At 44.9% G+C, this 22,626-nt stretch carries 22 protein-coding genes; 20 read left to right on the top strand and 2 right to left on the bottom strand.

From position 1 onward, the window contains the following. Positions 1–431 precede the first annotated feature (431 nt). The 4 genes from hisG to hisB all read left to right on the top strand — a co-directional run bounded on the left by hisG (position 432) and on the right by hisB (position 4,794). On the top strand, positions 432–1,283 hold the full coding sequence (hisG, locus tag LN893_RS11075; RefSeq protein WP_229969915.1) for an ATP phosphoribosyltransferase: 852 nt from the start codon (positions 432–434) through the stop codon (positions 1,281–1,283). Next, positions 1,280–2,563: a histidinol dehydrogenase gene (hisD, locus tag LN893_RS11070; protein WP_229969914.1), complete on the top strand. Its 1,284-nt coding sequence runs from the start codon at positions 1,280–1,282 to the stop codon at positions 2,561–2,563. The genes hisG and hisD overlap by 4 nt, the downstream gene beginning before the upstream one ends. Before the next feature lies 1 nt (position 2,564). Then, a complete protein-coding gene (gene hisC, locus LN893_RS11065; RefSeq protein ID WP_229969912.1) occupies positions 2,565–3,620 on the top strand; it encodes a histidinol-phosphate transaminase in 1,056 nt (351 codons plus the stop codon). 76 nt (positions 3,621–3,696) lie between these two features. Then, a complete protein-coding gene (hisB, locus tag LN893_RS11060; RefSeq protein ID WP_229969910.1) occupies positions 3,697–4,794 on the top strand; it encodes a bifunctional histidinol-phosphatase/imidazoleglycerol-phosphate dehydratase HisB in 1,098 nt (365 codons plus the stop codon). 71 nt (positions 4,795–4,865) lie between these two features. Here the strand turns inward: hisB and LN893_RS11055 are convergent, their stop codons facing one another. Then, complete coding sequence (locus tag LN893_RS11055) at positions 4,866–5,276, bottom strand: hypothetical protein (RefSeq protein WP_229969909.1); 411 nt, start codon at positions 5,274–5,276, stop codon at positions 4,866–4,868. A gap of 302 nt (positions 5,277–5,578) precedes the next feature. Between LN893_RS11055 and LN893_RS11050 the strand changes: the two genes are divergently transcribed. The 15 genes from LN893_RS11050 (at position 5,579) to hisIE (ending at position 20,575) form a co-directional block, all read left to right on the top strand. Beyond that, positions 5,579–7,042 carry a M20/M25/M40 family metallo-hydrolase gene (locus tag LN893_RS11050; RefSeq protein ID WP_229969907.1) on the top strand — a complete coding sequence of 488 codons (1,464 nt, stop codon included), beginning with the start codon at positions 5,579–5,581 and terminating at the stop codon, positions 7,040–7,042. A 256-nt stretch (positions 7,043–7,298) separates the two neighbouring features. Continuing rightward, entirely contained in the window at positions 7,299–8,711 is a 1,413-nt protein-coding gene (locus LN893_RS11045) for an anthranilate synthase component I family protein (RefSeq protein WP_229969905.1), read from the top strand. Position 8,712: 1 nt separating this feature from the next. Continuing rightward, positions 8,713–9,276 carry an anthranilate synthase component II gene (locus LN893_RS11040; RefSeq protein WP_229969904.1) on the top strand — a complete coding sequence of 188 codons (564 nt, stop codon included), beginning with the start codon at positions 8,713–8,715 and terminating at the stop codon, positions 9,274–9,276. A gap of 91 nt (positions 9,277–9,367) precedes the next feature. After that, positions 9,368–10,375: an anthranilate phosphoribosyltransferase gene (trpD, locus tag LN893_RS11035; protein ID WP_229969903.1), complete on the top strand. Its 1,008-nt coding sequence runs from the start codon at positions 9,368–9,370 to the stop codon at positions 10,373–10,375. Between the two features lie 92 nt (positions 10,376–10,467). Continuing rightward, positions 10,468–11,283, top strand: coding sequence for an indole-3-glycerol phosphate synthase TrpC (trpC, locus tag LN893_RS11030; protein ID WP_229969902.1), 816 nt, complete (start codon positions 10,468–10,470; stop codon positions 11,281–11,283). Beyond that, the gene (locus LN893_RS11025) at positions 11,280–11,915 is read left to right on the top strand and encodes a phosphoribosylanthranilate isomerase (protein ID WP_229969901.1); all 636 of its coding nucleotides are present in this window, start codon (positions 11,280–11,282) and stop codon (positions 11,913–11,915) included. The genes trpC and LN893_RS11025 overlap by 4 nt, the downstream gene beginning before the upstream one ends. A gap of 150 nt (positions 11,916–12,065) precedes the next feature. After that, the gene (gene trpB / locus LN893_RS11020; protein WP_229969900.1) at positions 12,066–13,256 is read left to right on the top strand and encodes a tryptophan synthase subunit beta; all 1,191 of its coding nucleotides are present in this window, start codon (positions 12,066–12,068) and stop codon (positions 13,254–13,256) included. Further along, positions 13,246–14,028, top strand: a complete 783-nt coding sequence (trpA, locus tag LN893_RS11015; protein ID WP_229969899.1) for a tryptophan synthase subunit alpha — start codon at positions 13,246–13,248, stop codon at positions 14,026–14,028. The genes trpB and trpA overlap by 11 nt, the downstream gene beginning before the upstream one ends. Continuing rightward, positions 14,025–15,035 carry a bifunctional 3-deoxy-7-phosphoheptulonate synthase/chorismate mutase gene (locus tag LN893_RS11010; RefSeq protein WP_229969898.1) on the top strand — a complete coding sequence of 337 codons (1,011 nt, stop codon included), beginning with the start codon at positions 14,025–14,027 and terminating at the stop codon, positions 15,033–15,035. Before trpA ends, LN893_RS11010 begins: the two co-directional genes overlap by 4 nt. 136 nt (positions 15,036–15,171) lie before the next feature. After that, positions 15,172–16,518, top strand: coding sequence for a magnesium transporter (mgtE, locus tag LN893_RS11005; protein WP_229969897.1), 1,347 nt, complete (start codon positions 15,172–15,174; stop codon positions 16,516–16,518). Between the two features lie 461 nt (positions 16,519–16,979). Beyond that, the gene (locus LN893_RS11000) at positions 16,980–17,753 is read left to right on the top strand and encodes a hypothetical protein (RefSeq protein ID WP_229969895.1); all 774 of its coding nucleotides are present in this window, start codon (positions 16,980–16,982) and stop codon (positions 17,751–17,753) included. A 27-nt stretch (positions 17,754–17,780) separates the two neighbouring features. Next, positions 17,781–18,362 (top strand): imidazole glycerol phosphate synthase subunit HisH, encoded by a 582-nt coding sequence (gene hisH / locus LN893_RS10995; RefSeq protein WP_229969893.1) that lies wholly within the window; start codon positions 17,781–17,783, stop codon positions 18,360–18,362. Then, positions 18,362–19,081 (top strand): 1-(5-phosphoribosyl)-5-[(5-phosphoribosylamino)methylideneamino]imidazole-4-carboxamide isomerase, encoded by a 720-nt coding sequence (gene hisA / locus LN893_RS10990; protein ID WP_229969892.1) that lies wholly within the window; start codon positions 18,362–18,364, stop codon positions 19,079–19,081. Before hisH ends, hisA begins: the two co-directional genes overlap by 1 nt. After that, positions 19,075–19,833, top strand: coding sequence for an imidazole glycerol phosphate synthase subunit HisF (gene hisF, locus LN893_RS10985; RefSeq protein ID WP_229969890.1), 759 nt, complete (start codon positions 19,075–19,077; stop codon positions 19,831–19,833). The genes hisA and hisF overlap by 7 nt, the downstream gene beginning before the upstream one ends. 133 nt (positions 19,834–19,966) lie before the next feature. Next, the gene (gene hisIE / locus LN893_RS10980) at positions 19,967–20,575 is read left to right on the top strand and encodes a bifunctional phosphoribosyl-AMP cyclohydrolase/phosphoribosyl-ATP diphosphatase HisIE (protein ID WP_229969889.1); all 609 of its coding nucleotides are present in this window, start codon (positions 19,967–19,969) and stop codon (positions 20,573–20,575) included. Positions 20,576–20,668: 93 nt separating this feature from the next. On the opposite strand, the gene LN893_RS10975 is transcribed toward hisIE, so the two are convergent. Continuing rightward, positions 20,669–21,553, bottom strand: a complete 885-nt coding sequence (locus tag LN893_RS10975; protein WP_229969887.1) for an alpha/beta fold hydrolase — start codon at positions 21,551–21,553, stop codon at positions 20,669–20,671. Positions 21,554–21,779: 226 nt separating this feature from the next. Here LN893_RS10975 and LN893_RS10970 point away from each other — a divergent pair, with 226 nt between their 5' ends. Further along, a complete protein-coding gene (locus LN893_RS10970; RefSeq protein ID WP_229969885.1) occupies positions 21,780–22,610 on the top strand; it encodes an SIR2 family protein in 831 nt (276 codons plus the stop codon). Positions 22,611–22,626 lie beyond the last annotated feature (16 nt).

Genomic DNA, 22,626 nt, shown 5'->3' with positions numbered 1-22,626 from the left:
AACTCAGAGTGCACAGTAAAATTATAACGATAGAATGTTTAGAAAAAACTATGCCATAAAATTGTGGAGAGCAATCAAATATTGATATATAGATAACAAAATTATTTTACATTTAGATTTGTGTTTTTGTTATGTGAAATTGATTTATTTCTTGTAAAAGTTGAGAGTATAAAATTTTACCTATTTACATTTTTATCTAAACAAAAAACGTCTTTTATTTGTAATATCAATTATGAGCAAAAGAAAGCACTATATTTCATCATTTCCAGTGGCAGCGCCTGTTGCCCTGACTGCGCATGCTCATCATTTCCAACATTCCTCGTAAGAGGAATCATAAAACCATATTGCCCCCATAGGGCTAAGTACCCGATTAACTTTGCTTCGCAGCAAAGCACCTGCTATTTTTACATCTGTAAACTACAAAAAGAAACATGCTACGTATTGCCGTACAAAAATCAGGCAGGCTCAGCGACGATTCCCTTGCATTAATTAGAGAATGCGGAATCTCGTTTATCAGCAGCAGCCTGAAATTAAAGACCGAATCAACCAATTTTCCATTAGAGATACTTTTCCTGCGCGACGATGACATCCCTGGCTATGTAGCCGACGGTGTGGCTGACATTGGCATTGTAGGTCAGAATGTTTTGGTAGAGGAAGGCAAGCAGGACCTGTCTGTAGAGGAACTGGGCTTCTCCAAATGCCGTTTATCGCTGGCTGTACCTAAATCTGCCGAGTATAACTCAGTTAAAGATCTGGAAGGGAAAAATATTGCCACTTCGTACCCTAATCTGCTGCAGACTTACCTGCAAGAACAAGGTGTAACGGCACATATTCATACCATCAGCGGTTCTGTGGAGATTGCACCCAGCATAGGTCTGGCCGATGCTATCTGCGATATTGTGAGCTCTGGCAGCACCTTGATTAGCAATGGTTTGAAAGAGGTGGAGCGAGTATTTAAATCACAAGCGGTGCTAATTGCCAACCAAAACCTGAGCGAAGAGAAAAAGGCTATTTTGGAGAAGCTGTTATTCCGCATTCATGCGGTGCAACGTGCGCAGCGGGCAAAGTATATTCTGCTAAATGCTCCAAACGAGAAGGTTGACGAGATTATCAGTTTGTTACCAGGAGCAAAATCTCCTTCTGTGCTGCCACTGGCACAAGAAGGCTGGAGCTCCATTCACTCTGTAGTCAACGAAGATGATTTCTGGGAGATGATCGAAAGGCTGCGTGACGCAGGAGCACAGGGCATATTGGTGGTACCGATAGAGAAGATGATTCTATGATCCGCAAGTTAAAATATCCTGACCCAGCCACTTGGCAGGAGCTGGTAAAGCGCCCTGTAAAAGACCTGGAAGAGCTGGAGCCAGGAATAAGAGAAACTTTTAAGCTGGTGCAGGAGCAGGGCGATGAGGCGCTGCTACAATTGGCAGAGAAGTTTGATGGTGTTCGTCCTGAAAGTTTACTCGCAACGGCTGAGGAAATTGCTGGTGCTGGTGCTGAACTATCGGATGAACTGAAGGAGGCTATTCAGCAGGCTTATAGCAATATAGAACTTTTCCACCTGCAACAGAAAGAGGAGTTTAATCCTGTTGAAACCATGCCTGGCGTGAAGTGCTGGCGCAAAAGTGTAGCCATCGAAAAAGTAGGTTTATACATACCTGGGGGTACGGCGCCCCTGTTTTCTACGCTGCTCATGCTGGGTGTTCCTGCCCGTATAGCTGGATGCAGAGAACTGGTGCTTTGCACGCCTCCAAACAAAGCAGGCAAAGTACATCCTGCCATACTTTATACCGCTTCTATCTTAGGTATAGAACGTGTGGTAAAAGCAGGCGGCGCACAGGCTGTGGCAGCCATGGCTTTCGGAACCGAAAGTGTGCCTGCTGTAAACAAGATTTTCGGACCAGGCAACCAGTACGTAACTGTAGCAAAGCAATTAGTAAACAAAGCAGGAGTTGCTATCGATTTACCAGCTGGTCCTTCGGAAGTTTTGGTGATGGCTGATGAAGCAGCCAATCCAGCTTTCGTAGCCGCTGATCTGCTTTCCCAAGCAGAACACGGGGCCGACTCGCAGGTGATATTGCTGACAACTTCAGAAGATTTGTTGCAGCAGGTAGGTGTGGAGCTGGAAGAACAACTGGCTCAACTACCACGTGAAGCTTTTGCTGCTAAAGCCTTAGAAAACAGTGTGGCTATTGTGCTTAACGATGCGCAAGAGATGCTTCGTTTTTCAAACCTTTACGCACCTGAACACCTGATTTTGGCGGTGCAGGACTTTGAAAGCATAGCAGAAGGTGTCATAAATGCTGGTTCCGTTTTCCTGGGCAACTATACTCCTGAATCTGCTGGCGACTATGCTTCTGGTACCAACCATACCTTGCCTACCAATGGCTACGCCCGTGCTTATAGCGGCGTTTCTTTAGACAGCTTTATCAAGAAGATCACGTTCCAGCATATCTCACCGCAGGGACTGCAAAGTATAGGTCGTACGGTAGAGGTAATGGCTGAGGCAGAAGGCTTGCAGGCACACAAAAATGCAGTTTCAATCAGGCTGAAGGAGGTATAGCATGTTTAATTTAGAAAGTCTAGTAAGAGAAAACGTGCTGAAGATGAAGCCTTATTCTTCGGCCCGTGATGAGTTTAAAGGCACCGCCAGCATTTTCATTGATGCCAACGAAAACAGCCTTGGCAGCCTGGCAGGCAACAACTACAACCGCTACCCCGATCCGCACCAGCGCAAGCTGAAGGAACAGATTGCTGCCATAAAAGGAATGGAGCCTGGGCAGATTTTCCTAGGCAACGGCAGCGACGAAGCCATTGACTTGCTTTTGCGTTTGTTGTGCCGCCCTGGTAAAGATGCTTTACTGAACCTGCCGCCCACTTACGGTATGTACGAGGTGTCAGCAAACCTGAACGAGGTGCGGATCGATGAAGTACAGCTCACGCCTGATTTCCAGATACCCGTGGAACAGGTGCTGCAGGCTGTTAAGCCAGAGACAAAGCTTATCTTTATCTGCTCCCCAAACAATCCGACTGGCAACAGCATCCAACCTGAAAGTATAGAAAAGATACTCCGCAACTATAATGGAATGGTGGTAATAGACGAGGCTTACATCGATTTTGCCTCTACTCCTAGTTGGACAACACGATTAAAAGAGTTTCCGAACCTGGTGGTGCTGCAGACTTTCTCTAAAGCTTGGGGTATGGCTGGTTTGCGTTTAGGTTTGGCCTTTGCCTCAGAAGAAATCATCGCCTATTTGGATAAAATAAAGCCGCCATACAACATTAACGAAGCCACGCAGGAACTGGCGCTAAAGGCGTTGGAGCAGCAGGAACAGCTAAAATTTATGGTGGAAGAGATTGTGCAGGAGCGTACGCTGCTGGAGCAAACACTGCCTACGCTAAAGCAAGTGTTGCACGTTTATCCTTCCGATGCCAACTTTCTGCTAGTTAAAGTAACAGATGCAAATGGCTTATATAAGTTTCTTTTAGACAAAGGTATAGTTGTGCGCAACCGCACCACGGTGCCTGGTTGTGAAGGCTGCCTTCGCATCTCAATCGGAACACTGGAAGAAAATCAGGAATTATTGAACGCGATAACTGAATTTGAGACACAAGATTAAAGACACAAGACACAAGATATTAGTATACGAATTTGTCCTGTGTCTTTAATCTTGTGTCTTTCATCCAAAAAAGAAAATGAAAAAAGCATTATTCATAGACCGTGACGGCACCATTTTGGTGGAGCCCAAGACCGATTACCAGGTAGATTCTTTTGAGAAGTTTGCCTTTGTGCCGAAAGCGATTCGCAACCTCTTTAAGATTTATTCTGAGCTGGACTACGAGTTTGTGATGGTGACGAACCAGGACGGACTCGGAACCGACTCTTATCCTGAAGAAACTTTCTGGCCTTACCAGAACAAGATGCTGGAAATCCTGGAAAGTGAAGGCATCAAGTTCGATGAAATATTGATTGACCGTAGCTTTGAGCACGAGGGATTGGAGACGCGCAAGCCAGGTATCGGTATGATGAAAAAGTACTTGGCAGGCGACTACGATCTTGCTAACTCTTATGTTATCGGTGACCGTCTGACAGATGTTCAACTGGCGAAGAATCTGGGCGCAAAGTCTATACTCATAAAAGAAGAATATGATGAGGGAGCGGCAGATTTCTGCACCAATGATTGGGACGAGATTTATACTTATCTAAAACTGCCGCAGCGAATAGCTACAGTTAGCCGCAAAACTTCCGAAACAGAGATCGATATCAGACTGAACTTAGATGGAACAGGCAAGATGAATATCCATACGGGCGTCGGCTTTTTTGACCACATGCTGGAGCAGCTAGGCAAACATGGCAAGCTAGATCTTGACGTGCAGGTAAAAGGTGATTTGCACATAGACGAGCACCACACCATAGAAGATACTGGTCTGGCCTTGGGAGAAGCGTTTCTGCAGGCCCTGAGCGACAAGAAAGGCATCAGCCGCTATGGTTTCCTGTTGCCGATGGACGACGTGCTGGCACAAGTAGGAATTGATTTTGGCGGAAGGCCTTGGATTGTGTGGGACGCGGAGTTTAAGCGTGAGAAAGTTGGCGATATGCCAACAGAAATGTTCTTTCACTTCTTTAAGTCTTTTAGCGATACTTCTAAATCTAACCTGAACATAAAGGCAGAGGGGCAGAACGAGCACCATAAGATTGAAGCAATTTTTAAGGCTTTCGCTCGTGCCATCAACATGGCTGTAAAGCGTAATCCCGAAGACACTTCAATACCAAGTACCAAAGGAACTTTATAAAGGGAACTGCTATAAACAAGAAGAGGAGCTGATATACAGCTCCTCTTCTTGTTTATAGCAGTTAAGGTAATTTAAACCACCGATCTTAGCCAGTCTTCAGCAAGATCTGTACTCTCGAAAGTCTGTATAATTTCTTTTTGCTCAGTGTGCTTAATGGACTTTTCTGTAGACAACCTGCTAAGCGTACTTGGGGAATAGACCCAGGCAAAGTAGCGCAGTCCTGCCTCCTGCATCCGCGGCATCCAATCCTGGCCCACCCATTTAGATGCTCCAGACCATATACCTTCTACATTCGTGTTATCATTCAGTACCTTGTGGCACTGGTACTCCTTCAGGTATTCCAGTATTTTTTCACAACCAGCCGTTACGGTATCATAATTAACATACCCCCTCCAATTAACATAAATCCAGTCATCGGAGTGGTTGTATTCTATCGCAATGAAGGCGTCTCTAAAAAGTATTTCGTTTCTTAACAATTTCACTTATTTACTTAAGCTCTATAGTACAAAGCACTGCAAATTTAGCCATGATTACCCTTTACGCACAAGAATAGAATTATATTCCATGGTAAAGTACAAGGTTACGTTAAAATGGAAAAAAAGTACATTTTTCATAGTTGATACATATAAAGCAAATATTGGTCCTAAACTATATAGAATGATTGTATTGCCTTTAAAATCAGTTTTATTTATGATATTTTTTTTCAATCTTTGTTACAGGCAGTGCAAATTTTCCATGAATGGGAAAGCTTTTGTAGCCAAATTTTCTTTTCTGTAATAAATTTATGAAGTACCTGTTCTCCATTCTGTTTTTAATTTCCTTTAAAAGTTATAGTTTTTATGCCTTTCCTGGTTTAGCTGTTCCTGACACGACGTCTGCTAACCTTACAGTTGGAGAAAAATTAGCGGGTGCTGTACAGTTTAAAACTGTTTCTAGCGTTGAAAATGATAAAGTAGCTTTTAGCGAGTTCACTTCTTTGCACAAGTACTTGGAATATACCTTCCCAAGGTTACATGAGCAGTTACGGAAGGAAGTGATTAATGATTATAGCTTACTCTACACTTGGCGTGGTTCAAATCAAGAATTGTCGCCTGTGCTACTTAGTGCACACCTGGATGTGGTGCCTGTAGAGGAGGCTTCTGAGGAAGACTGGCAGGTAAGCCCTTTCGAAGGTGTGATTAAAGACGGTGCCGTATGGGGCCGAGGTACTATGGATGACAAGTACCGTGTGATCACCATTATGGAGGCGGTAGAGCAGTTGCTGCATAACGGGTATGAACCCGAGCGCACTGTTTACCTGGCTTTCGGACATGACGAGGAAGTTGGAGGAGAAGAAGGAGCTGGCATGATTGCCGCCTATCTAGAGTCGCAGGGTGTGCTTTTGGAGGCTGTTTATGATGAGGGTATGGCTGTGGTAGAAAATGCACTGCCTGGTTTAAAAGAGCCCATAGCCTTAGTTGGAGTGGCCGCTAAAGGTGGCCTTAGCCTCGAGCTTATAGCTCAGGGCGAAGGAGGTCACTCTTCTATGCCACCAAATGAAACACCAATTGATATTTTAAGTAATGCGCTTACAAGGCTTCATAAGAAGCCCTTTAAGGCTCGAATGATGCCTACAACACGCCAAACAATGAACATGCTTGCTGGTAAATTGGGTGGTAAGTATAAATTCGCTTTGCGCCACTATGGTTTCTTTAAAAGAAAGATACTGAAGAAACTTGCTTCGGACCAAGCAACAGATGCCTTGATTCGCACACAAATGGCGCCTACCATCATAAATGCAGGCAATGCAAGTAACGTTATACCAAGAGTAGCATCAGCAGTAGTAAATTTTAGAATACTTACAGGTGAAACAGACGAATCGATCATAAGGCATGTGCGCAGAGCTATTAAAGACGATCGCATCGAAATAAAAATACATGGTGGCTATACACCTCCTTCGCCCGTAGCCAGTACTGAATCCTGGATCTATGCTGCACTAGAGAAAACGATTCACCAAACCTATAAAGGCATTACGATTGTGCCTGCTTTGTTTCCTGGAGGCACGGATGCGAAGCACTACACAGCGCTAACAGACAATATTTATCGTTTTGCGCCACAGGTAGTGAATCCTGGTAATGCGAAGCTGATCCATAATGTGGATGAACATATTACACTGGAGGTGCTGGATAACAGCGTTTCGTTTTATAAGATGCTGTTGCTGAATACCTGTGGAAACGAGGAGGATGAAATGCTGGTGCAGAAAAATTAATCAGCTATACTTTCGGAAGAAAAAAATATAGTAAAATTTTGGTGTTTTAATTTTAGCCTCTACATTTGTGATATAGAGATAAGAAAATAGAGAATGATTCAGAACTTACATACAGCTTGGTGGTGGCACGTTACAGAATGTATCGTGAACAGCGCCGCTATAACTGAACTGAATTAAGTATAGCAACATATAAAGGTATAAAAGCCCGCTGTTCACCCAGAGCAGCGGGCTTTTTGTTTAACCTCAGAAACGAGACATGAAAAAATATCAACTCAAAACTACCTATAAGCGCTTACTGGCCGACATCCTGACGCCTGTAAGTGTCTATTTAAAACTTCGCGACCGTTATCCGAACAGCATCCTGCTGGAGAGTTCCGATTACCACGGCGCCGAAAACAGCTTCTCCTATATCTGCTGCAGCCCCATTGCCAGCATAAAAGTGCAGAACGAGGTACTGACAGAATCTTTTCCAGACGGCAGCACCCGTACCACCGAAATCACGAAAGATACCAATGTGCCAGGCATGCTTTCTGATTTTGCTTCGGCCTTTGATATAGAAGAGCAAAAGAAGTTTGGCTTCATCCACAACGGCCTCTTCGGGTACATGAGCTACGATGCAGTGCGTTATTTTGAGGATATTGAAGTTCAGCAGCGTCCCGACCGTCAGCAGATTCCAGATCTATATTATGCCGTGTACCGCTTCATAATCGCCATTAACCACTTCACCAATGAGGCTTTTATCTTTTCGCATAACTATGAAACTGAAGGCGACGATGGCATTGCGCAACTGGAGGCACTGCTAAACAGCCGCAACATACCAAGTTATACTTTCAAGACCACAGGCGAAGAAGAGCAGAATATCTCAGCAGAAGGATTCCTGCAGAACATTGAGAAGGCGAAGCAGCATTGTTTTAGAGGCGATGTGTTCCAGTTGGTACTCTCCAGAAGGTTTGCCCAAGCATTTAAAGGCGATGAATTCAATGTTTATCGTGCGCTCCGTTCCATCAATCCATCGCCTTACCTTTTCTATTTCGATTACGGCAGCTTTAAGATCTTCGGTTCTTCGCCAGAGGCGCAGCTGGTAATTAAAGACAAAAAAGCGAGCATTTTCCCGATTGCTGGTACTTTCAGAAGAACAGGAGACGATGCTGCGGATGCAGCACTGGCTGAAAAATTATTGGCCGATCCGAAAGAAAACGCTGAGCACGTAATGCTGGTAGATTTGGCCCGTAATGACTTGAGTCGCAACGGCCATAGCGTGCAAGTGGAAACCTTCCGCGAGATTCAGTACTACTCCCACGTAATACACCTGGTTTCAAAGGTATCAGGGCAGTTGCACAGGCAGGAAGATTCGCTACCGATGGTGGCCAGCACGTTTCCAGCAGGTACGCTATCGGGTGCTCCAAAGCACATGGCCATGCAGCTCATCGATCGCTACGAAACCACCAACCGTTCCTTTTACGGTGGCTGCATCGGATTCCTGGATTTCAACGGCAACTTCAACAGCGCCATCATGATTCGTTCTTTCCTGAGCAAAGACTATAAGCTGTATTACCAAGCTGGGGCAGGTGTAGTAGCAGCTTCTGATCCGCAAAGTGAACTACAGGAGGTAGATAATAAGTTAATGGCATTAAGACGCGCTCTGCAAACGGCGCAGGAAATAAACTAATATGGAAGTTCTTGTAATAGACAACTACGATTCTTTTACCTATAACCTGGTACATTTGCTACAGGAGCTAGGTGCAGAAGTAACCGTTCGCCGCAACGATAAAATTACGTTAGAGGAAGTAGGGAAATTTCAGAAGATCATGCTTTCGCCAGGCCCAGGTATACCAGACGAAGCTGGCATTTTAAAGGATGTGATTCGTACCTATGGCCCCAGCAAAAGTCTTTTCGGTGTTTGCCTCGGTCATCAAGCTATAGGCGAAGTATATGGTGCTAAATTGCTTAACAGTAACGAGGTATGGCACGGCGTAGCTATACCAACTGAAGTTGTAGCTACAGACGAACCCCTTTTCAAGAACCTGCCGCAGCAGTTCGGAACAGGCCGCTACCACTCCTGGTTAGTAGAAAAAGAATTGCCAGAATGTCTTGTACCCACCGCTGTAGATGCCACAGGTAATATTATGGCCCTGCGCCACCGCGAGCACGATGTTAGAGGCGTTCAGTTTCACCCAGAGTCGGTGCTAACGGAGCACGGCCGCGAAATCATTAAGAACTGGCTGGAAAGTTAAAATAGACACAAGACATCAGACACAAGTATCAAGACTTTTTACCTACACAAAATCCTGTGTCTTGCGTCTTGTGTCTTAAATCTTTTTCAAAATGAAAGAAATACTTAACCATTTATTCGAGCATAAAGCGCTGACAAAGGAGCAGGCGCGGGAGGTGCTGGTGAATATTGCCGCTGGCAAGTATAACCAAAGCCAAATTTCCAGCTTCCTGACGGTGTATATGATGCGCAGCATTACGGTAGATGAACTGGAAGGCTTCCGGGATGCGCTGCAAGACCTGTGCCACCGTGTGGAGTTGGATGCTTATAACCCTATTGACTTATGTGGTACAGGTGGTGACGGAAAGGATACCTTTAATATTTCCACGCTTTCTTCTTTTGTAGTAGCGGCCAACGGTGTGGCTGTCGCGAAGCATGGCAACTACGGAGTTTCTTCTTCCTGCGGATCTTCGAACGTGCTGGAGGCGCTGGGAATACAATTTACAACAGATGCCGATAAACTGGAGCGCAGCATAGCCGAGTATAATATTTGCTTTCTGCACGCGCCGCTGTTTCACCCCGCCATGAAATCTGTAGGAGGCATACGCAGAGATTTAGGTGTGAAAACCTTTTTCAATATGCTGGGGCCAATGGTGAATCCAGCTTTCCCGAAACGCCAGATGGTTGGCGTATATAGTCTGGAACTGGCCCGCATGTATGCTTACCTGTACCAGCAAACAAATAACCACTACAGCATCATCCATACCCTAGATGGCTACGATGAGATTTCTTTAACTAGTCCTTTTAAAGTAATTTCAGACCGTGCAGAAGCATTGTTAGATGCGGAAACACTTGGCTTACCACGTTTGCAGCAGGAGCAGATTAAAGGTGGAGATGATGTAGCAGCCTCAGCCAAGATTTTCCTGGATGTATTGAAAGGAGAGGGTGCTGAAGCGCAAACAGCCGTAGTTGCAGCCAATGCAGGTATGGCTTTGCAATGCGCTAAGCCTGAATTGGCAGTAAAAGAAGCCGTAGCCATAGCAAAAGAAACGCTTGAATCAGGTAAGGCTTTCACCTTATTTAACAAGCTGATAAATGATCAGAAGCTGGTGGTGGCGTAATTAAACCACTCCTTTATCTTACAAAGAGGGTTAAGGGTGGTTGTAACACGTAATTGAAAATTAGTACATTACCGCATTAGCACATTAAATAAATGAACATACTAGACGAAATCATTGCTCATAAGTATAAAGAGGTAGCGGAGCGCAAGGAGTTGTATCCTGTGAAGCTGCTTGAGAAAAGTTTATACTTTGAAACGCCCACAGTATCGCTGGAACGCTACTTGCTGCGCCCTGACAAAAGCGGTATCATTGCTGAGATTAAAAGAAAGTCACCTTCTCGTGGCGATATCAATCCTTACGTTTCAGTAGAGAGAACATCTATCGGATATATGCAGGCGGGTGCTTCTGCGTTATCGGTGCTGACAGACCAAAATTATTTTGGTGGCAAGAATGAAGATCTGATGGTTGCCCGCAAGTATAACTATTGCCCAATCCTGCGCAAAGATTTTACGGTGGATGAGTACCAAATTGTGGAGGCTAAGTCGATCGGGGCCGATGCGATACTTTTGATTGCTGCGGCCTTAGAGCCTGCTCGATTGAAAGAATTGGCTGCTTTTGCCCGTTCTTTAGATCTGGAAGTGTTGTTGGAGGTGCATGATAAAGAAGAACTGGATGCCTCATTCAATGAGCATGTATCGGTGCTGGGCGTAAACAACCGCAGCCTGAAAACTTTTAAAACCGATGTTAGACTTTCGCTTGAACTGGCAAGCTTTATTCCGCAAGGTGTTACCAAGATATCAGAAAGCGGTATTACAGAACCGAAGGTGATGGTGGAGCTGAAGCAGGCTGGCTATAACGGCTTTTTAGTAGGTGAACGCTTTATGCAGACTGGTCGACCTGAGCGTGCGGCAGCTGAGTTTATAAAAGAGCTAAGGGCGCTGCAGGAAAAGAAGCAGCCAGTAGCATGAAGCTGAAAGTATGTGGTATGCGCCAGCCCGAGAATATACAGCAGGTGGCAGCGCTGCAACCCGATTACCTAGGCTTTATCTTCTTCAATGGTTCTAAACGGGATGTTTCAGCAAGTATAAATTCGGCTATCTTGGCCGAACTTCCTGCTAACATTAAAAAAGTTGGGGTTTTTGTAAATGAAGATCCAGCAATCATAAAAGCACTAGCTGCTGAACATGGCTTACAGGTTGTGCAGTTGCATGGCGGCGAAAGTCCTAGCCAGTGCCTGGAGTTAAAAGAAGTTGGGCTGGAAGTAGTAAAGGTTTTCTCTGTCGGTGAGGACTTTGATTTCAGCAGTACCGAAGCTTACGAAGCGGTTTGCGACTACTTCCTCTTTGACACGAAGGGCAAAGAGCATGGTGGCAACGGTGTTGTGTTTGATTGGCAGGTGCTGGAGAATTATACTTCAGATAAACCCTACTTCCTGAGCGGCGGCCTTAATTTGGAAAACATCAAAGGCATCAACCAACTAAAGAAAAAGCCTTTTGCCATAGATGTGAACAGCGGATTTGAACTGGAACCAGGGCTGAAGGACGTGACAAAAGTGCAGCAACTGGTTGCTAAGTTAAAAAGTAAGATTTTAGAAGGTTAAAAAGTTAAAAAGCACAGCAGCTACTTTGTTGTCATTCTGACCAACGGTAGAAATTTGAATTGCTACATATAGCAGATTTCTTACTGCGTTCGAAATGACAATGTTTTAGTCTTACGTCCTGTGTCTTATATCTTAAGTCTTAAAAGAAAAATGAGCTATAACGTTAACGAAAAGGGGTTTTACGGCAAGTTCGGTGGAGCTTACATCCCTGAAATGCTTTTCCCGAATGTGGAGGAGCTGCGCCAGAATTACCTGCAGATTATGCAGGAGCCTGAATTCCAGGAGGAGTTGCAGGGGCTGCTACGCGACTATGTGGGACGCCCAACGCCGCTATACTTTGCCAAGCGTCTTTCAGAGAAGTATAACACCAAAATTTACCTGAAGCGTGAAGACCTAAACCATACAGGTGCTCATAAAATCAACAACACGGTAGGGCAGGTGCTGCTGGCAAAACGCTTGGGCAAAACCCGCATTATTGCAGAAACAGGCGCTGGTCAGCATGGCGTTGCCACCGCTACGGTATGTGCGCTGATGGGGCTGGAGTGTATTGTATACATGGGAGCCATTGATATTGAGCGGCAGGCACCAAATGTGGCCCGCATGAAAATGCTGGGTGCTAAAGTAGTAGCTGCTACTAGTGGAAGTAAGACTCTAAAAGATGCCACTAACGAAGCTATCCGTGATTGGATTAGTAATCCGCTGGACACTTATTATATCATTGGTTCTGTGGTTGGGCCGCACCCATACCCCGATATGGTGGCCCGTTTTCAGGCGATCATTTCAGAAGAGATAAAGTGGCAGCTGCAGGAGAAAGAAGGTCGTCAGAACCCAGATTACGTGGTGGCCTGTGTAGGAGGAGGCAGTAACGCTGCGGGAGCTTTTTATCACTACCTGGATGTGCCTGAGGTGAAACTAGTAGCTGTGGAGGCTGCAGGTTTAGGTATAGACTCTGGGGAATCGGCGGCGACATCGGTGCTGGGGAAAATAGGTGTTATTCACGGAAGCCGCACCTTATTGATGCAAACCGAAGACGGACAGGTAACGGAGCCATACTCTATATCCGCAGGCTTGGATTACCCAGGCGTAGGTCCGCTACACGCGCACCTATACGATAGCAAACGCGCCATTTTTGAGAGTGTAACCGATGATGAGGCACTACAGGCGGTACTGGAACTGACAAGACTAGAGGGTATTATTCCTGCCTTGGAATCGGCACACGCGCTTGCTGCTATTCATCGTATTGGCGCGAAACCAGATGATATCGTGGTGCTGAACCTCTCTGGCCGCGGCGACAAAGACCTGACCACCTACTTAAACAGATTCGACTTAAATGGAAAATAGACTTCAAAGGCTTTTTGTGGAAAAGCAGCAGGGTTTGCTGTCGGTGTACTTTACAGCTGGCTTCCCGAACCTGAACGATACAGTGCCGATAATTCTGGAATTGGAGAGAAACGGCGTGGAGATGATTGAAGTGGGCATGCCTTTCTCCGATCCGTTGGCTGATGGCCCTACAATTCAGCACAGCAGTGAACTTGCCCTGCGCAACGGCATGACGATACCAAAGCTGTTTGAGCAATTAAAAGGTATTCGGGAGCAGACGCAGATTCCGCTGGTGCTTATGGGCTACCTGAATCCAGTGATGCAGTACGGTGTGGAGCGCTTCTGCCAGAAATGCCAAGAAATAGGTATTGACGGCATCATTCTGCCTGACCTGCCATTGGCTGAGTATGTGGAAGAATATAAGGAGATTTTCGAGGCTAATTGCCTGAGCAAGGTGTTCCTGGTTACGCCGCAAACACCTGAGCAGCGCATCCGCGAAATCGACAGCCATTCCAATGCATTTGTGTATATGGTTTCTTCTGCATCTACTACAGGCGGTACCAATAATAAAGGCGTTGAAAATACGGAGTACTTCCAGCGTGTGAAGGCGATGGGGCTTAAGAATCCTGCCATAATTGGATTTGGTATTCACAACAACGAGACCTTTGCTCAAGCCTGCAACCACGCCAGTGGGGCTATCATCGGCAGCGCGTTCATCAAAGCGTTAGAAAAGGAAGGCAGCCTCACCGAAAACATTCAATCATTCATCCAAAGCATTAGAAACCAACCATGATCATACAGTTACAGCAGGGCATTTCTGCCGATGTAAAGGAAAACATTCTTCAAAAAGTAGAGGCTATAGGCTATAAAGCTAACGAGGTTATTACGCAGGATGCGCATTACTTAGTAGCCATCGGCAAGAAAGAATTTGATATTCGTTCTATTGGCAAATTGGCAGGGGTAGCCGATATACATCGTGTATCAGATGAGTATAAGCTAATCTCCCGCAAATGGAGAGTTGAACCTACACGCATTGACTTAGGTGACGGCGTGACGATAGGCGAAGGGCAGTTCAGCATTATGGCTGGTCCGTGCTCCATCGAAAGCGAAAAGCAGATAGAGCTGGTGGTACAGCACCTGAAGGAAAACAACGTGAAGATTATGCGTGGTGGTGTGTTCAAGCCTCGCAGTTCACCTTATGCTTTCCGTGGAATGGGGCTGGAAGGCCTGCAAATGTTCTACCGCATCTGTCAGGAAAACGGCATCAAAATCATTACGGAGGTAATGCAAGTGTCGCAGATAGAGGAGATGATTGATTTCGTGGACGTATTCCAAGTGGGAGCACGTAACAGCCAGAACTTTAACCTACTCGACTCGCTAGGCGAGGCGCAAAAGCCTGTGCTGCTGAAACGCGGTATTTCGGGTACCATAGAAGAGCTACTACAGGCGGCAGAATACATCTTCTCCAACGGAAACGAAAAAATCATGCTGTGCGAACGTGGCATCCGTGGCTATGAGAAAGCTTACCGTAACATCTTGGATCTAAATGCTGTGCCCGTTCTGAAAGAGAAAACGCATTTGCCTGTCATTGTTGATCCATCTCACGGCATCGGATTACGCGATTACGTAGCTGATATGGCCCTGGCGGCTGTGATGGCAGGTGCGGATGGTGTGATTTATGAAACGCATCAGAAACCAGAAGAAGCTTTTTCGGACGGACAGCAAACACTGAACTTTATAGAATCAGAACGCCTGATCCGCCGCATGCGCCAGGCTTATGAGCTGCGCGAGAGTTTTTAAGCTGCAATAAAAACCTTTTAGTCCTTATTAAATTTCTTCAAAAGCCTGACAACCTCCAGATTTAGTCAGGCTTTTGGGTTTTTCCGTAATAGAATCTGAAACATAAAAAGCCGAGGCTGACTGATGTATAAGTGATATGATGAACTCCTTGAATAACGATATTGATCTAAAGGATTTAAAGAACAAACACCCCAACGATATTGCTGAAATAATAGCAGAACTGAATCCGAAGGAGCGGATACTGGGTTTTCTATTACTGCCAGGCGATCTGAAGGCGGAGGTGTTTACTTACTTTAATCATACAGTGCAGGAGGAGATTCTGAAGGAACTGGGCTCAAGGGAAACGGCCAGCATGTTGGAGAATATGGCCCCTGACGACCGTACCGAAATTTTTGAGAACTTCCCTGATCTGCTCATCAAGGAATCAATTAACCTGCTTTCGGATGAGGAGAAAAGCATAGCCCTGAACTTATTGGGCTATCCAGAGAAAAGTATTGCTCGCCTCATGACGCCCTACTACATACAGTCGAAAAAGGGGTGGACGGTACGGCAGGCGCTCAACAACATCAGGCGTTATGGTAAAAAAGCCGAAACGCTGAACCACGTCTACATCGTGGACAAGGAAAACAAGCTCATTGACGACATACGCATCGGAAAGCTGCTGATGGCGGATGAGGAGCAAAGTATGGAGTCGCTGATGGACTACCACTTTGTGAGCCTGACCACCACGATGAGCAGGGAGGAAGCCATTGAGGAATTTAACAAATACGATCGGGCTGTTATGCCTGTTGTATCGGAAAGTGGGGTGCTGGTGGGCATCGTTACCTTTGATGACATTTTCGATGAGATAGAACGACGCGATACAGAAGACATCCAAAAATTCGGTGGTCTGGAAGCGTTGGAACTGTCTTATACCGATACGCCACTCTTTACCCTCGTGCGCAAACGGGCCAGCGTATTGCTCATTCTTTTCCTGGGCGAAATGCTTACTGCCTCGGCTATGGGCTTTTTTGAAGAAGAAATTGCGCAGGCGGTAGTGTTGGCATTATTTATTCCGCTGATTATTTCCAGCGGTGGTAACTCTGGCTCTCAAGCAGCAACGCTTATTGTTCGTGCCATGGCCATAAAAGAATTGGGGCTAAAGGATTGGTGGTATGTGATGAGAAAAGAGGTGCTGTCGGGTTTGATGTTGGGGCTTATACTTGGTGCTGTAGGCTTCCTGCGTATTATTGTTTGGCAACAGGCGGGGTTCTACGATTACGGCGAATATGCTTATCTACTAGGTCTTACAGTCGGATTCTCGTTAATAGGAATCGTTTTATGGGGAACAATCTCAGGTTCTATGATCCCATTCCTGCTGAAAATGCTAAGACTTGACCCTGCCACTTCTTCAGCACCTTTTGTAGCAACTTTAGTAGACGTAACAGGTTTGATTATATATTTTACCATTGCAGCAAGTATCTTGAGCGGGACGTTGTTGTAGATGAGGTTGTTGTTTCTTCCCTAGGTAAAGTGCCCTGCCCTTGCTGTGTGTTTTCACCAGCAAGTGAAGGCCTTTCTGAGGAAGCATGAAAGTGGATACTGCAAGTTTACTGTTCATTGGTTGTTGGTGAGAACACACAACAACGGCGACTGTTTGTTCATCTGAACACAAATAAGCGAGCAACAGAAATATATAAACTGAAGCATAGTATTAGTCCGACTTGCTGTTGAAAGGTGTAATTACTCAAAATTTTTTAGAGCAAAAAGTATATATTATTATCCTGATGGCTTATCTTTACAACAATGAAAGGCACAATGGCTCATTTGCATCACCATCATCACGCACGAAACAAGCGTTTCGGAGCTGTCTGCCTATGGATTTGCTAAAAGTATAAACTCATATCCAAAAGCCTGACTCCGAAATGGGTCGGGCTTTTTTGTTATTTCAAGTTTAACTTCTAGATGAAAAAAAATAAGATAGATAACTTTAGTTTAAGAGTAGGAGACAGGGGCATAGCAAAGATGTCTGTTTCTTTTGCTGCGGTTATCGTGTCTCTGTTTCTTGCTTCCTGTGCCTCTATTCAGGAGTCTCCCAAGTATCAGTTTTCAGAAGGGGTATACACGGCTAAACTGAACGGGGAAAGAAGAGGAAGTGTATACGTGAACATCGAAGAAGATAGCCTGATTGTAGTTCCTGTGGTTTCTCAAAAGGATAATGTACTGCTGGATACTACCAAAAGCAGCATCTTAAGCATTGCCGAGGAGGTTCGCAGCTCTCCACGCAGGCCTTACACTTTTTCAAAACCGTCGTTCGACCTGGACGTGCTGACGATTCCATTCAAGTACAGGCCATCTACCAAAGGCTTTCCACGGCAGTTAAATACGGCTTTTCAGGGCGCGCTGTACTTGGGTTTAAGGAAAGATAAGTTCAGAATCAGCTACAAGAAAACACCACTCGGAAACTATAAAAGAAGCTTTAACCACTTTGGCTACAGTGCAGGCTTTTTTACTGGCCTTGGCGCATCTACTGTTAACGAGTTTGTGACGCGAAACCAGGTTGCTTATGAGTATGAAGGCGTAGTTTTCCTGAATGGATTTGCGGCTATAGTTAGCATAAATAACTATACTGTGGGTTTAACTGTGGGGATTGATAAACTCTTAGATAGAAATCACCACAATTGGATTTATCATAACAAACCATGGATAGGGCTAGCTTTCGGGCTTAACCTAAACTAATTAGAGACTAATACATAATCCTATACAATGAACTTAGTTATAGTCGATTACAAAGCAGGTAATGTGCAATCAGTTATGTTTGCCCTTGAACGGCTGGGCATAAACGGCACCCTAAGCAGCGACTTTGAAACGATAAAAGCGGCTGATAAGGTGATTTTTCCTGGCGTGGGAGAGGCTTCTTCTGCCATGGCACAATTAAAGGCGCGTAACCTGGACAAGCTATTGCCGACGCTGGAACAGCCGTTTTTCGGTGTTTGCCTCGGAATGCAGCTGCTGTGCCAACACTCGGAGGAAGGCGATACGGATTTGCTAGGTATTATTCCGCTGCAGGTAATGCGTTTCCAAACAGAGCTGAAGGTACCACACATGGGCTGGAACCAGTTGCACCACCTACAAACACCCCTATTTGAAGGCCTTAAAGAAGAAGAATTTGTCTATTATGTGCATAGCTATTATGTGCCTTTGAGTGAACATACTATTGCACAGACTTCCTATCCTGAGCCTTTTTCAGCAGCTTTGCAGTACAAGAACTTTTATGCGGCGCAGTTCCACCCCGAAAAAAGCGGACCTGCAGGATCACAGATACTTAAGAACTTTTTAGCTTTATAATGGAGATTATACCAGCCATAGATATTATCGGCGGCCAGTGCGTACGCCTTACCGAAGGAGACTTCTCACAACAAACCACCTACGACAGCAACCCACTGGAAGTAGCCAAATGCTTCGAAGGCCACGGCATTAAGCGCCTGCACTTGGTAGATTTAGATGGAGCGCGAGCCAAGAAGCTTGTAAACTTGGCGGTGCTGGAAAGCATTGCTGCCAATACTGGCTTAACCATAGATTTTGGTGGTGGCCTACAGTCTGCAGAGGCTGTAAAGCAGGCTTTTGATGCAGGAGCTGCACAAATAACGGCGGGCAGTATAGCAGTGCGTGAGCCTGAAACTGTAAAAGGATGGCTAGCTGAGTATGGAGCCGATAAAATCATAGTGGGCGCAGACTTTAAAGGCAATAATATCGCCATCAGCGCCTGGACAGAAGAAAGCAGCTATACCTTAGAGGCTTTCATTGCGGATTATGTACAGACAGGGGCTAAGCTTTTTATTTGCACCGATGTGAGCAAAGATGGTAAATTACAAGGGCCAGCTACCAGCACTTACAGAGAACTAAAGGTTGCTTTGCCTGATGCACAAGTCATAGCCAGCGGTGGTGTTACAACTATTGCCGACCTGGAGGAACTGCAGGAAATAGGCGTTAAAGGTGCCATCATCGGTAAAGCCATTTACGAAGGCACTATCCAGTTAAAAGATTTAGAACGATTCGTATGCTAACAAAACGTATAGTTCCCTGCCTCGACATCAAGAACGGGCGTTGTGTGAAAGGTGTGCAGTTTGAAAACATCCGTGATGCAGGGGACCCAGTGCAGCTGGCAAAATGGTATGCCGAACAGGGAGCCGATGAACTGGTGTTCCTGGATATTACAGCTACAAACGAGGAACGCAAAACCTTTGCCGAACTCGTGCGTGATATTGCCCGTCATATCGATATACCTTTTACGGTAGGCGGCGGTATAGGTGCTGTGGCCGATGTAGAGGTGCTGCTAATGGCTGGTGCTGATAAGGTTTCCATTAATTCCGCTGCCATCCGAAATCCGCAACTAGTAGAAGACTTGGCCAAGCGCTTCGGCAGCCAATGCGTAACGGTGGCAGTAGACACAAAGTTTACCGAAGCCATAGGCTGGAAAGTATACGCCCGTGCAGGAACCGTAGAAACAGAGCATGCCACTGTAGACTGGAGCCAAAGAGTAACAGACTTAGGAGCAGGCGAAATCTTGCTCACCAGCATGAACAACGACGGTACCAAAGCAGGTTTCGCGCTGGACATTACAGGAGCTGTTTCCAATGCTGTTTCAGTGCCTGTAGTAGCTTCTGGCGGTGCTGGTACTATGCAACACTTTGCAGATGTCTTCCATCAGGCCAACGCTGATGCAGCTTTAGCCGCTAGTCTCTTCCACTTCCGCGAATTAGAAATTCCTGTGCTGAAGCAGTTTTTGAAAGGGCAGGATGTGGATGTGAGAATCTGATCAGGATTTTCAGGGTGTAAGGATTGACAGAATTAAATTTTAAATAGATTTTAATTAGAGAAGATGAGCATTGAGGTACATAAAAAAAGCACTCTCTAACTCTCTAACTCTTCAACTTTTTAACTCAAAAAGGGTGGAACTCGATTTTGAAAAAGCAGGCGGCCTGGTGCCCGCCGTGATACAGGACGACTTAACAGGACAGGTGCTCATGCTGGGCTACATGAATCAGGAAGCACTTGATAAAACTCGCCAGGAGGGATTAGTAACTTTCTTCTCCCGTAGCAAAAACCGCCTCTGGACTAAAGGCGAAACTTCTAACAATACGCTGGAGGTAATCAGCATTGCCCGCGACTGCGACAATGATTCTTTGCTGATAAAAGTAAAACCGAATGGCCCTACCTGCCACACAGGCAGCACCAGCTGCTTTGGCGAGGAGGATGCCTCTAACCGTGCAGCCGCTATTCGCTTTATTGCCGACCTGGAAGAGGTGATTCAGGAGCGTAAGAAGAATCCTGTAGAAGGTTCTTATACCAATTTCCTTTACAGCAAAGGCGTTAATAAAATTGCGCAAAAGGTAGGAGAAGAAGCCGTAGAAACAGTAATTGATGCAGTAGCTGGTAAACTCGATACGATGAAAGGCGAAGCTGCCGACCTGATGTATCACCTGCTGGTGCTGTTATCGGCTACAGGTTTAGAACTAAAAGATATTGTAGCGGTACTGCAGGAGCGCCATAAGAAGTAAAGATAACTAACCTTGTAGCTTAAGTGCCGCAGTACTGTAGCTATAAAGTAAGGCAGCTCGTCAAGTGTAGCTTTTATTCTTGACGAGCTGTTTTTATAGATTCTCCAATACAAATTCTTTGATCGCAGCTGTTACCTCACTTCCCTTTTCCTCCTGCAGAAAATGTCCTGCTTTAACGCGAACAACTTTAGCTTCAGGAAAATGTTGTTCCCACTGCTCCAGCAGGCTCAGCGGCAACAGTTTATCTTTCTCCCCCCAGATCAACAGCATGTTCAGGTGGCGCAGTTTTTCCCTTTGTGCCCACAGTTGATCGAACCACGTTCCAGATTCTTTTAAAGCAACAGCAAAATGCCAGGTGCCAAGTCTTGCAGAGGAGGAGGAAAGCGGCTTTAGGTAATGCTGCTTAATATCTTTTGTGAAATGCTTACTCTCGTGGTAGCCCTGTGGCAACAGTACTCTAGGTGAGAATGCCAGCCTTTGGTAAAGAAACTTACCAATGCCGCTATTCATAAAACCACTGATCTTGGTAATCTTCTTTTCTCCCTCTAGACTCCACATCCAGGTATTCAGCACCACCACATTCTTAATTTTATCAGGACATTTAAGTGCATAGCTCAACCCAATGGGGCCGCCAAAGTCGTGTACTACCAGGGTAATCTTAGAAAGATTTAAACTCTCCAGCAGTTGCTCTAAGTTTTGTGCGTGCGCCTCAGGTGTATAAGCAAACTCAGTGGGTTTTTCAGACAAGCCAAAGCCTACATGATCTGGGGCGATACATCGGTAGTTCCTGCTAAGGGATTTTATCTGTTGCCGCCACACAAAGGACCAGGTGGGTGTACCATGCACAAAAACAATAGGATCGCCTTTCCCTTCGTCCACATAATGCATCAGGCCATTCTCAGTAGCAAATGTATGGGGCGTAAACGGATAAAAGATTTTATCAATCCACGGAGGAGTTTTTATGCTTGGCTTTTCCATTTCGTCTGGCTCTAAACAAAAGTATGTAGTGGCTCAAAACTGTTTTAACTCTATAAAGTTAGGCGTTGGCATAGCTAAAACAAGTTTCGGAAGCTATATTTAGACTAAAGCGATAAGAGCGACAAGGGAGATAAGGCGTATATAAACAACGTTCAACTTATTTGTTATAAAGAGGATTTAATATTATAAATTAGAATGATTATATTAGTCTCTTGAGCAATTTGAGATGGAAAATATAAAGCCTGAGGTTGAACAAATAGCTGAGCTTATAAAGAAGAGCAAAATTAAGATATTCTGTGGAGCTGGTATTTCTTTCAATTCAGGAGTGCCGCTAGTTGACCCGCTTGTAACAAATATTTTAGAAGCTTTTGGTGCTACTAAAGAAGAAATAGCTATATACAAAGCTCATAAATATCCTTTTGAAGCTTTGATGGGTGACATTGGGTTCAAGTATGATGGCCATGTAGAAAAGCTTACTAGAGGTCATATGAATAGCCTTTTTCAAATAGGTTCTCCTAACAATAATCATTATTTTATCTCTAACCTTTATAAGAAAGGTTTTATAGATAAAGTGGTGACAACCAATTTTGATTGTCTTATTGAAAAGGCGCTTGAAAAAGATGGTTCTTACAAATCATTTAAAACTGAAGCTGAATTCGATAAAGTCCAATGGCACAATTCCGACCGCACATTAATTAAAATACATGGTTGTATTTCAGATCCGTCCTCTATTAGAACTTCTTTAGAGGCAGTCTCTAATAGATTTCTTCATCCTCAAAGGGAAAAGGTAATAAGAAACACTTTTCAAGTTGGAGATCATGAGGCGGTACTTGTACTCGGATACAGTTTTTCTGACCACTTCGATATCACACCTTTTCTTAAAGAAATTGGAAGGAAAGGAAAGAAGCTATATATCATACACCACAGCTGTTTTGATAAGCCCACAATTCAGAATATTTCCGATGTATTTCCTCAAATCGGAGCCTTCGATGGTAAAGTTATATGTGGTTCTACAAATGAGATAATTAAAAATTTAGTTGTGGTTCACAATGTATGATGTTTGCATTTTTGTT

Source organism: Pontibacter harenae (assembly GCF_020907245.1).
Taxonomy (GTDB): domain Bacteria; phylum Bacteroidota; class Bacteroidia; order Cytophagales; family Hymenobacteraceae; genus Pontibacter; species Pontibacter harenae.
The sequence above is the reverse complement of the archived record's forward strand: the minus strand, read 5'-3'. Positions and strand labels throughout refer to the sequence as shown.

Bases quoted from the DNA above. Each gene is read 5' to 3' on its own strand.
- hisG (WP_229969915.1), top strand. From the start codon at position 432: ATGCTACGTATTGCCGTACAAAAATCAGGCAGGCTCAGCGACGATTCC.
- hisD (WP_229969914.1), top strand. From the start codon at position 1,280: ATGATCCGCAAGTTAAAATATCCTGACCCAGCCACTTGGCAGGAGCTG.
- hisC (WP_229969912.1), top strand. From the start codon at position 2,565: ATGTTTAATTTAGAAAGTCTAGTAAGAGAAAACGTGCTGAAGATGAAG.
- hisB (WP_229969910.1), top strand. From the start codon at position 3,697: ATGAAAAAAGCATTATTCATAGACCGTGACGGCACCATTTTGGTGGAG.
- LN893_RS11050 (WP_229969907.1), top strand. From the start codon at position 5,579: ATGAAGTACCTGTTCTCCATTCTGTTTTTAATTTCCTTTAAAAGTTAT.
- LN893_RS11045 (WP_229969905.1), top strand. From the start codon at position 7,299: ATGAAAAAATATCAACTCAAAACTACCTATAAGCGCTTACTGGCCGAC.
- LN893_RS11040 (WP_229969904.1), top strand. From the start codon at position 8,713: ATGGAAGTTCTTGTAATAGACAACTACGATTCTTTTACCTATAACCTG.
- trpD (WP_229969903.1), top strand. From the start codon at position 9,368: ATGAAAGAAATACTTAACCATTTATTCGAGCATAAAGCGCTGACAAAG.
- trpC (WP_229969902.1), top strand. From the start codon at position 10,468: ATGAACATACTAGACGAAATCATTGCTCATAAGTATAAAGAGGTAGCG.
- LN893_RS11025 (WP_229969901.1), top strand. From the start codon at position 11,280: ATGAAGCTGAAAGTATGTGGTATGCGCCAGCCCGAGAATATACAGCAG.
- trpB (WP_229969900.1), top strand. From the start codon at position 12,066: ATGAGCTATAACGTTAACGAAAAGGGGTTTTACGGCAAGTTCGGTGGA.
- trpA (WP_229969899.1), top strand. From the start codon at position 13,246: ATGGAAAATAGACTTCAAAGGCTTTTTGTGGAAAAGCAGCAGGGTTTG.
- LN893_RS11010 (WP_229969898.1), top strand. From the start codon at position 14,025: ATGATCATACAGTTACAGCAGGGCATTTCTGCCGATGTAAAGGAAAAC.
- mgtE (WP_229969897.1), top strand. From the start codon at position 15,172: ATGATGAACTCCTTGAATAACGATATTGATCTAAAGGATTTAAAGAAC.
- LN893_RS11000 (WP_229969895.1), top strand. From the start codon at position 16,980: ATGAAAAAAAATAAGATAGATAACTTTAGTTTAAGAGTAGGAGACAGG.
- hisH (WP_229969893.1), top strand. From the start codon at position 17,781: ATGAACTTAGTTATAGTCGATTACAAAGCAGGTAATGTGCAATCAGTT.
- hisA (WP_229969892.1), top strand. From the start codon at position 18,362: ATGGAGATTATACCAGCCATAGATATTATCGGCGGCCAGTGCGTACGC.
- hisF (WP_229969890.1), top strand. From the start codon at position 19,075: ATGCTAACAAAACGTATAGTTCCCTGCCTCGACATCAAGAACGGGCGT.
- LN893_RS10975 (WP_229969887.1), bottom strand. From the start codon at position 21,553: ATGGAAAAGCCAAGCATAAAAACTCCTCCGTGGATTGATAAAATCTTT.
- LN893_RS10970 (WP_229969885.1), top strand. From the start codon at position 21,780: ATGGAAAATATAAAGCCTGAGGTTGAACAAATAGCTGAGCTTATAAAG.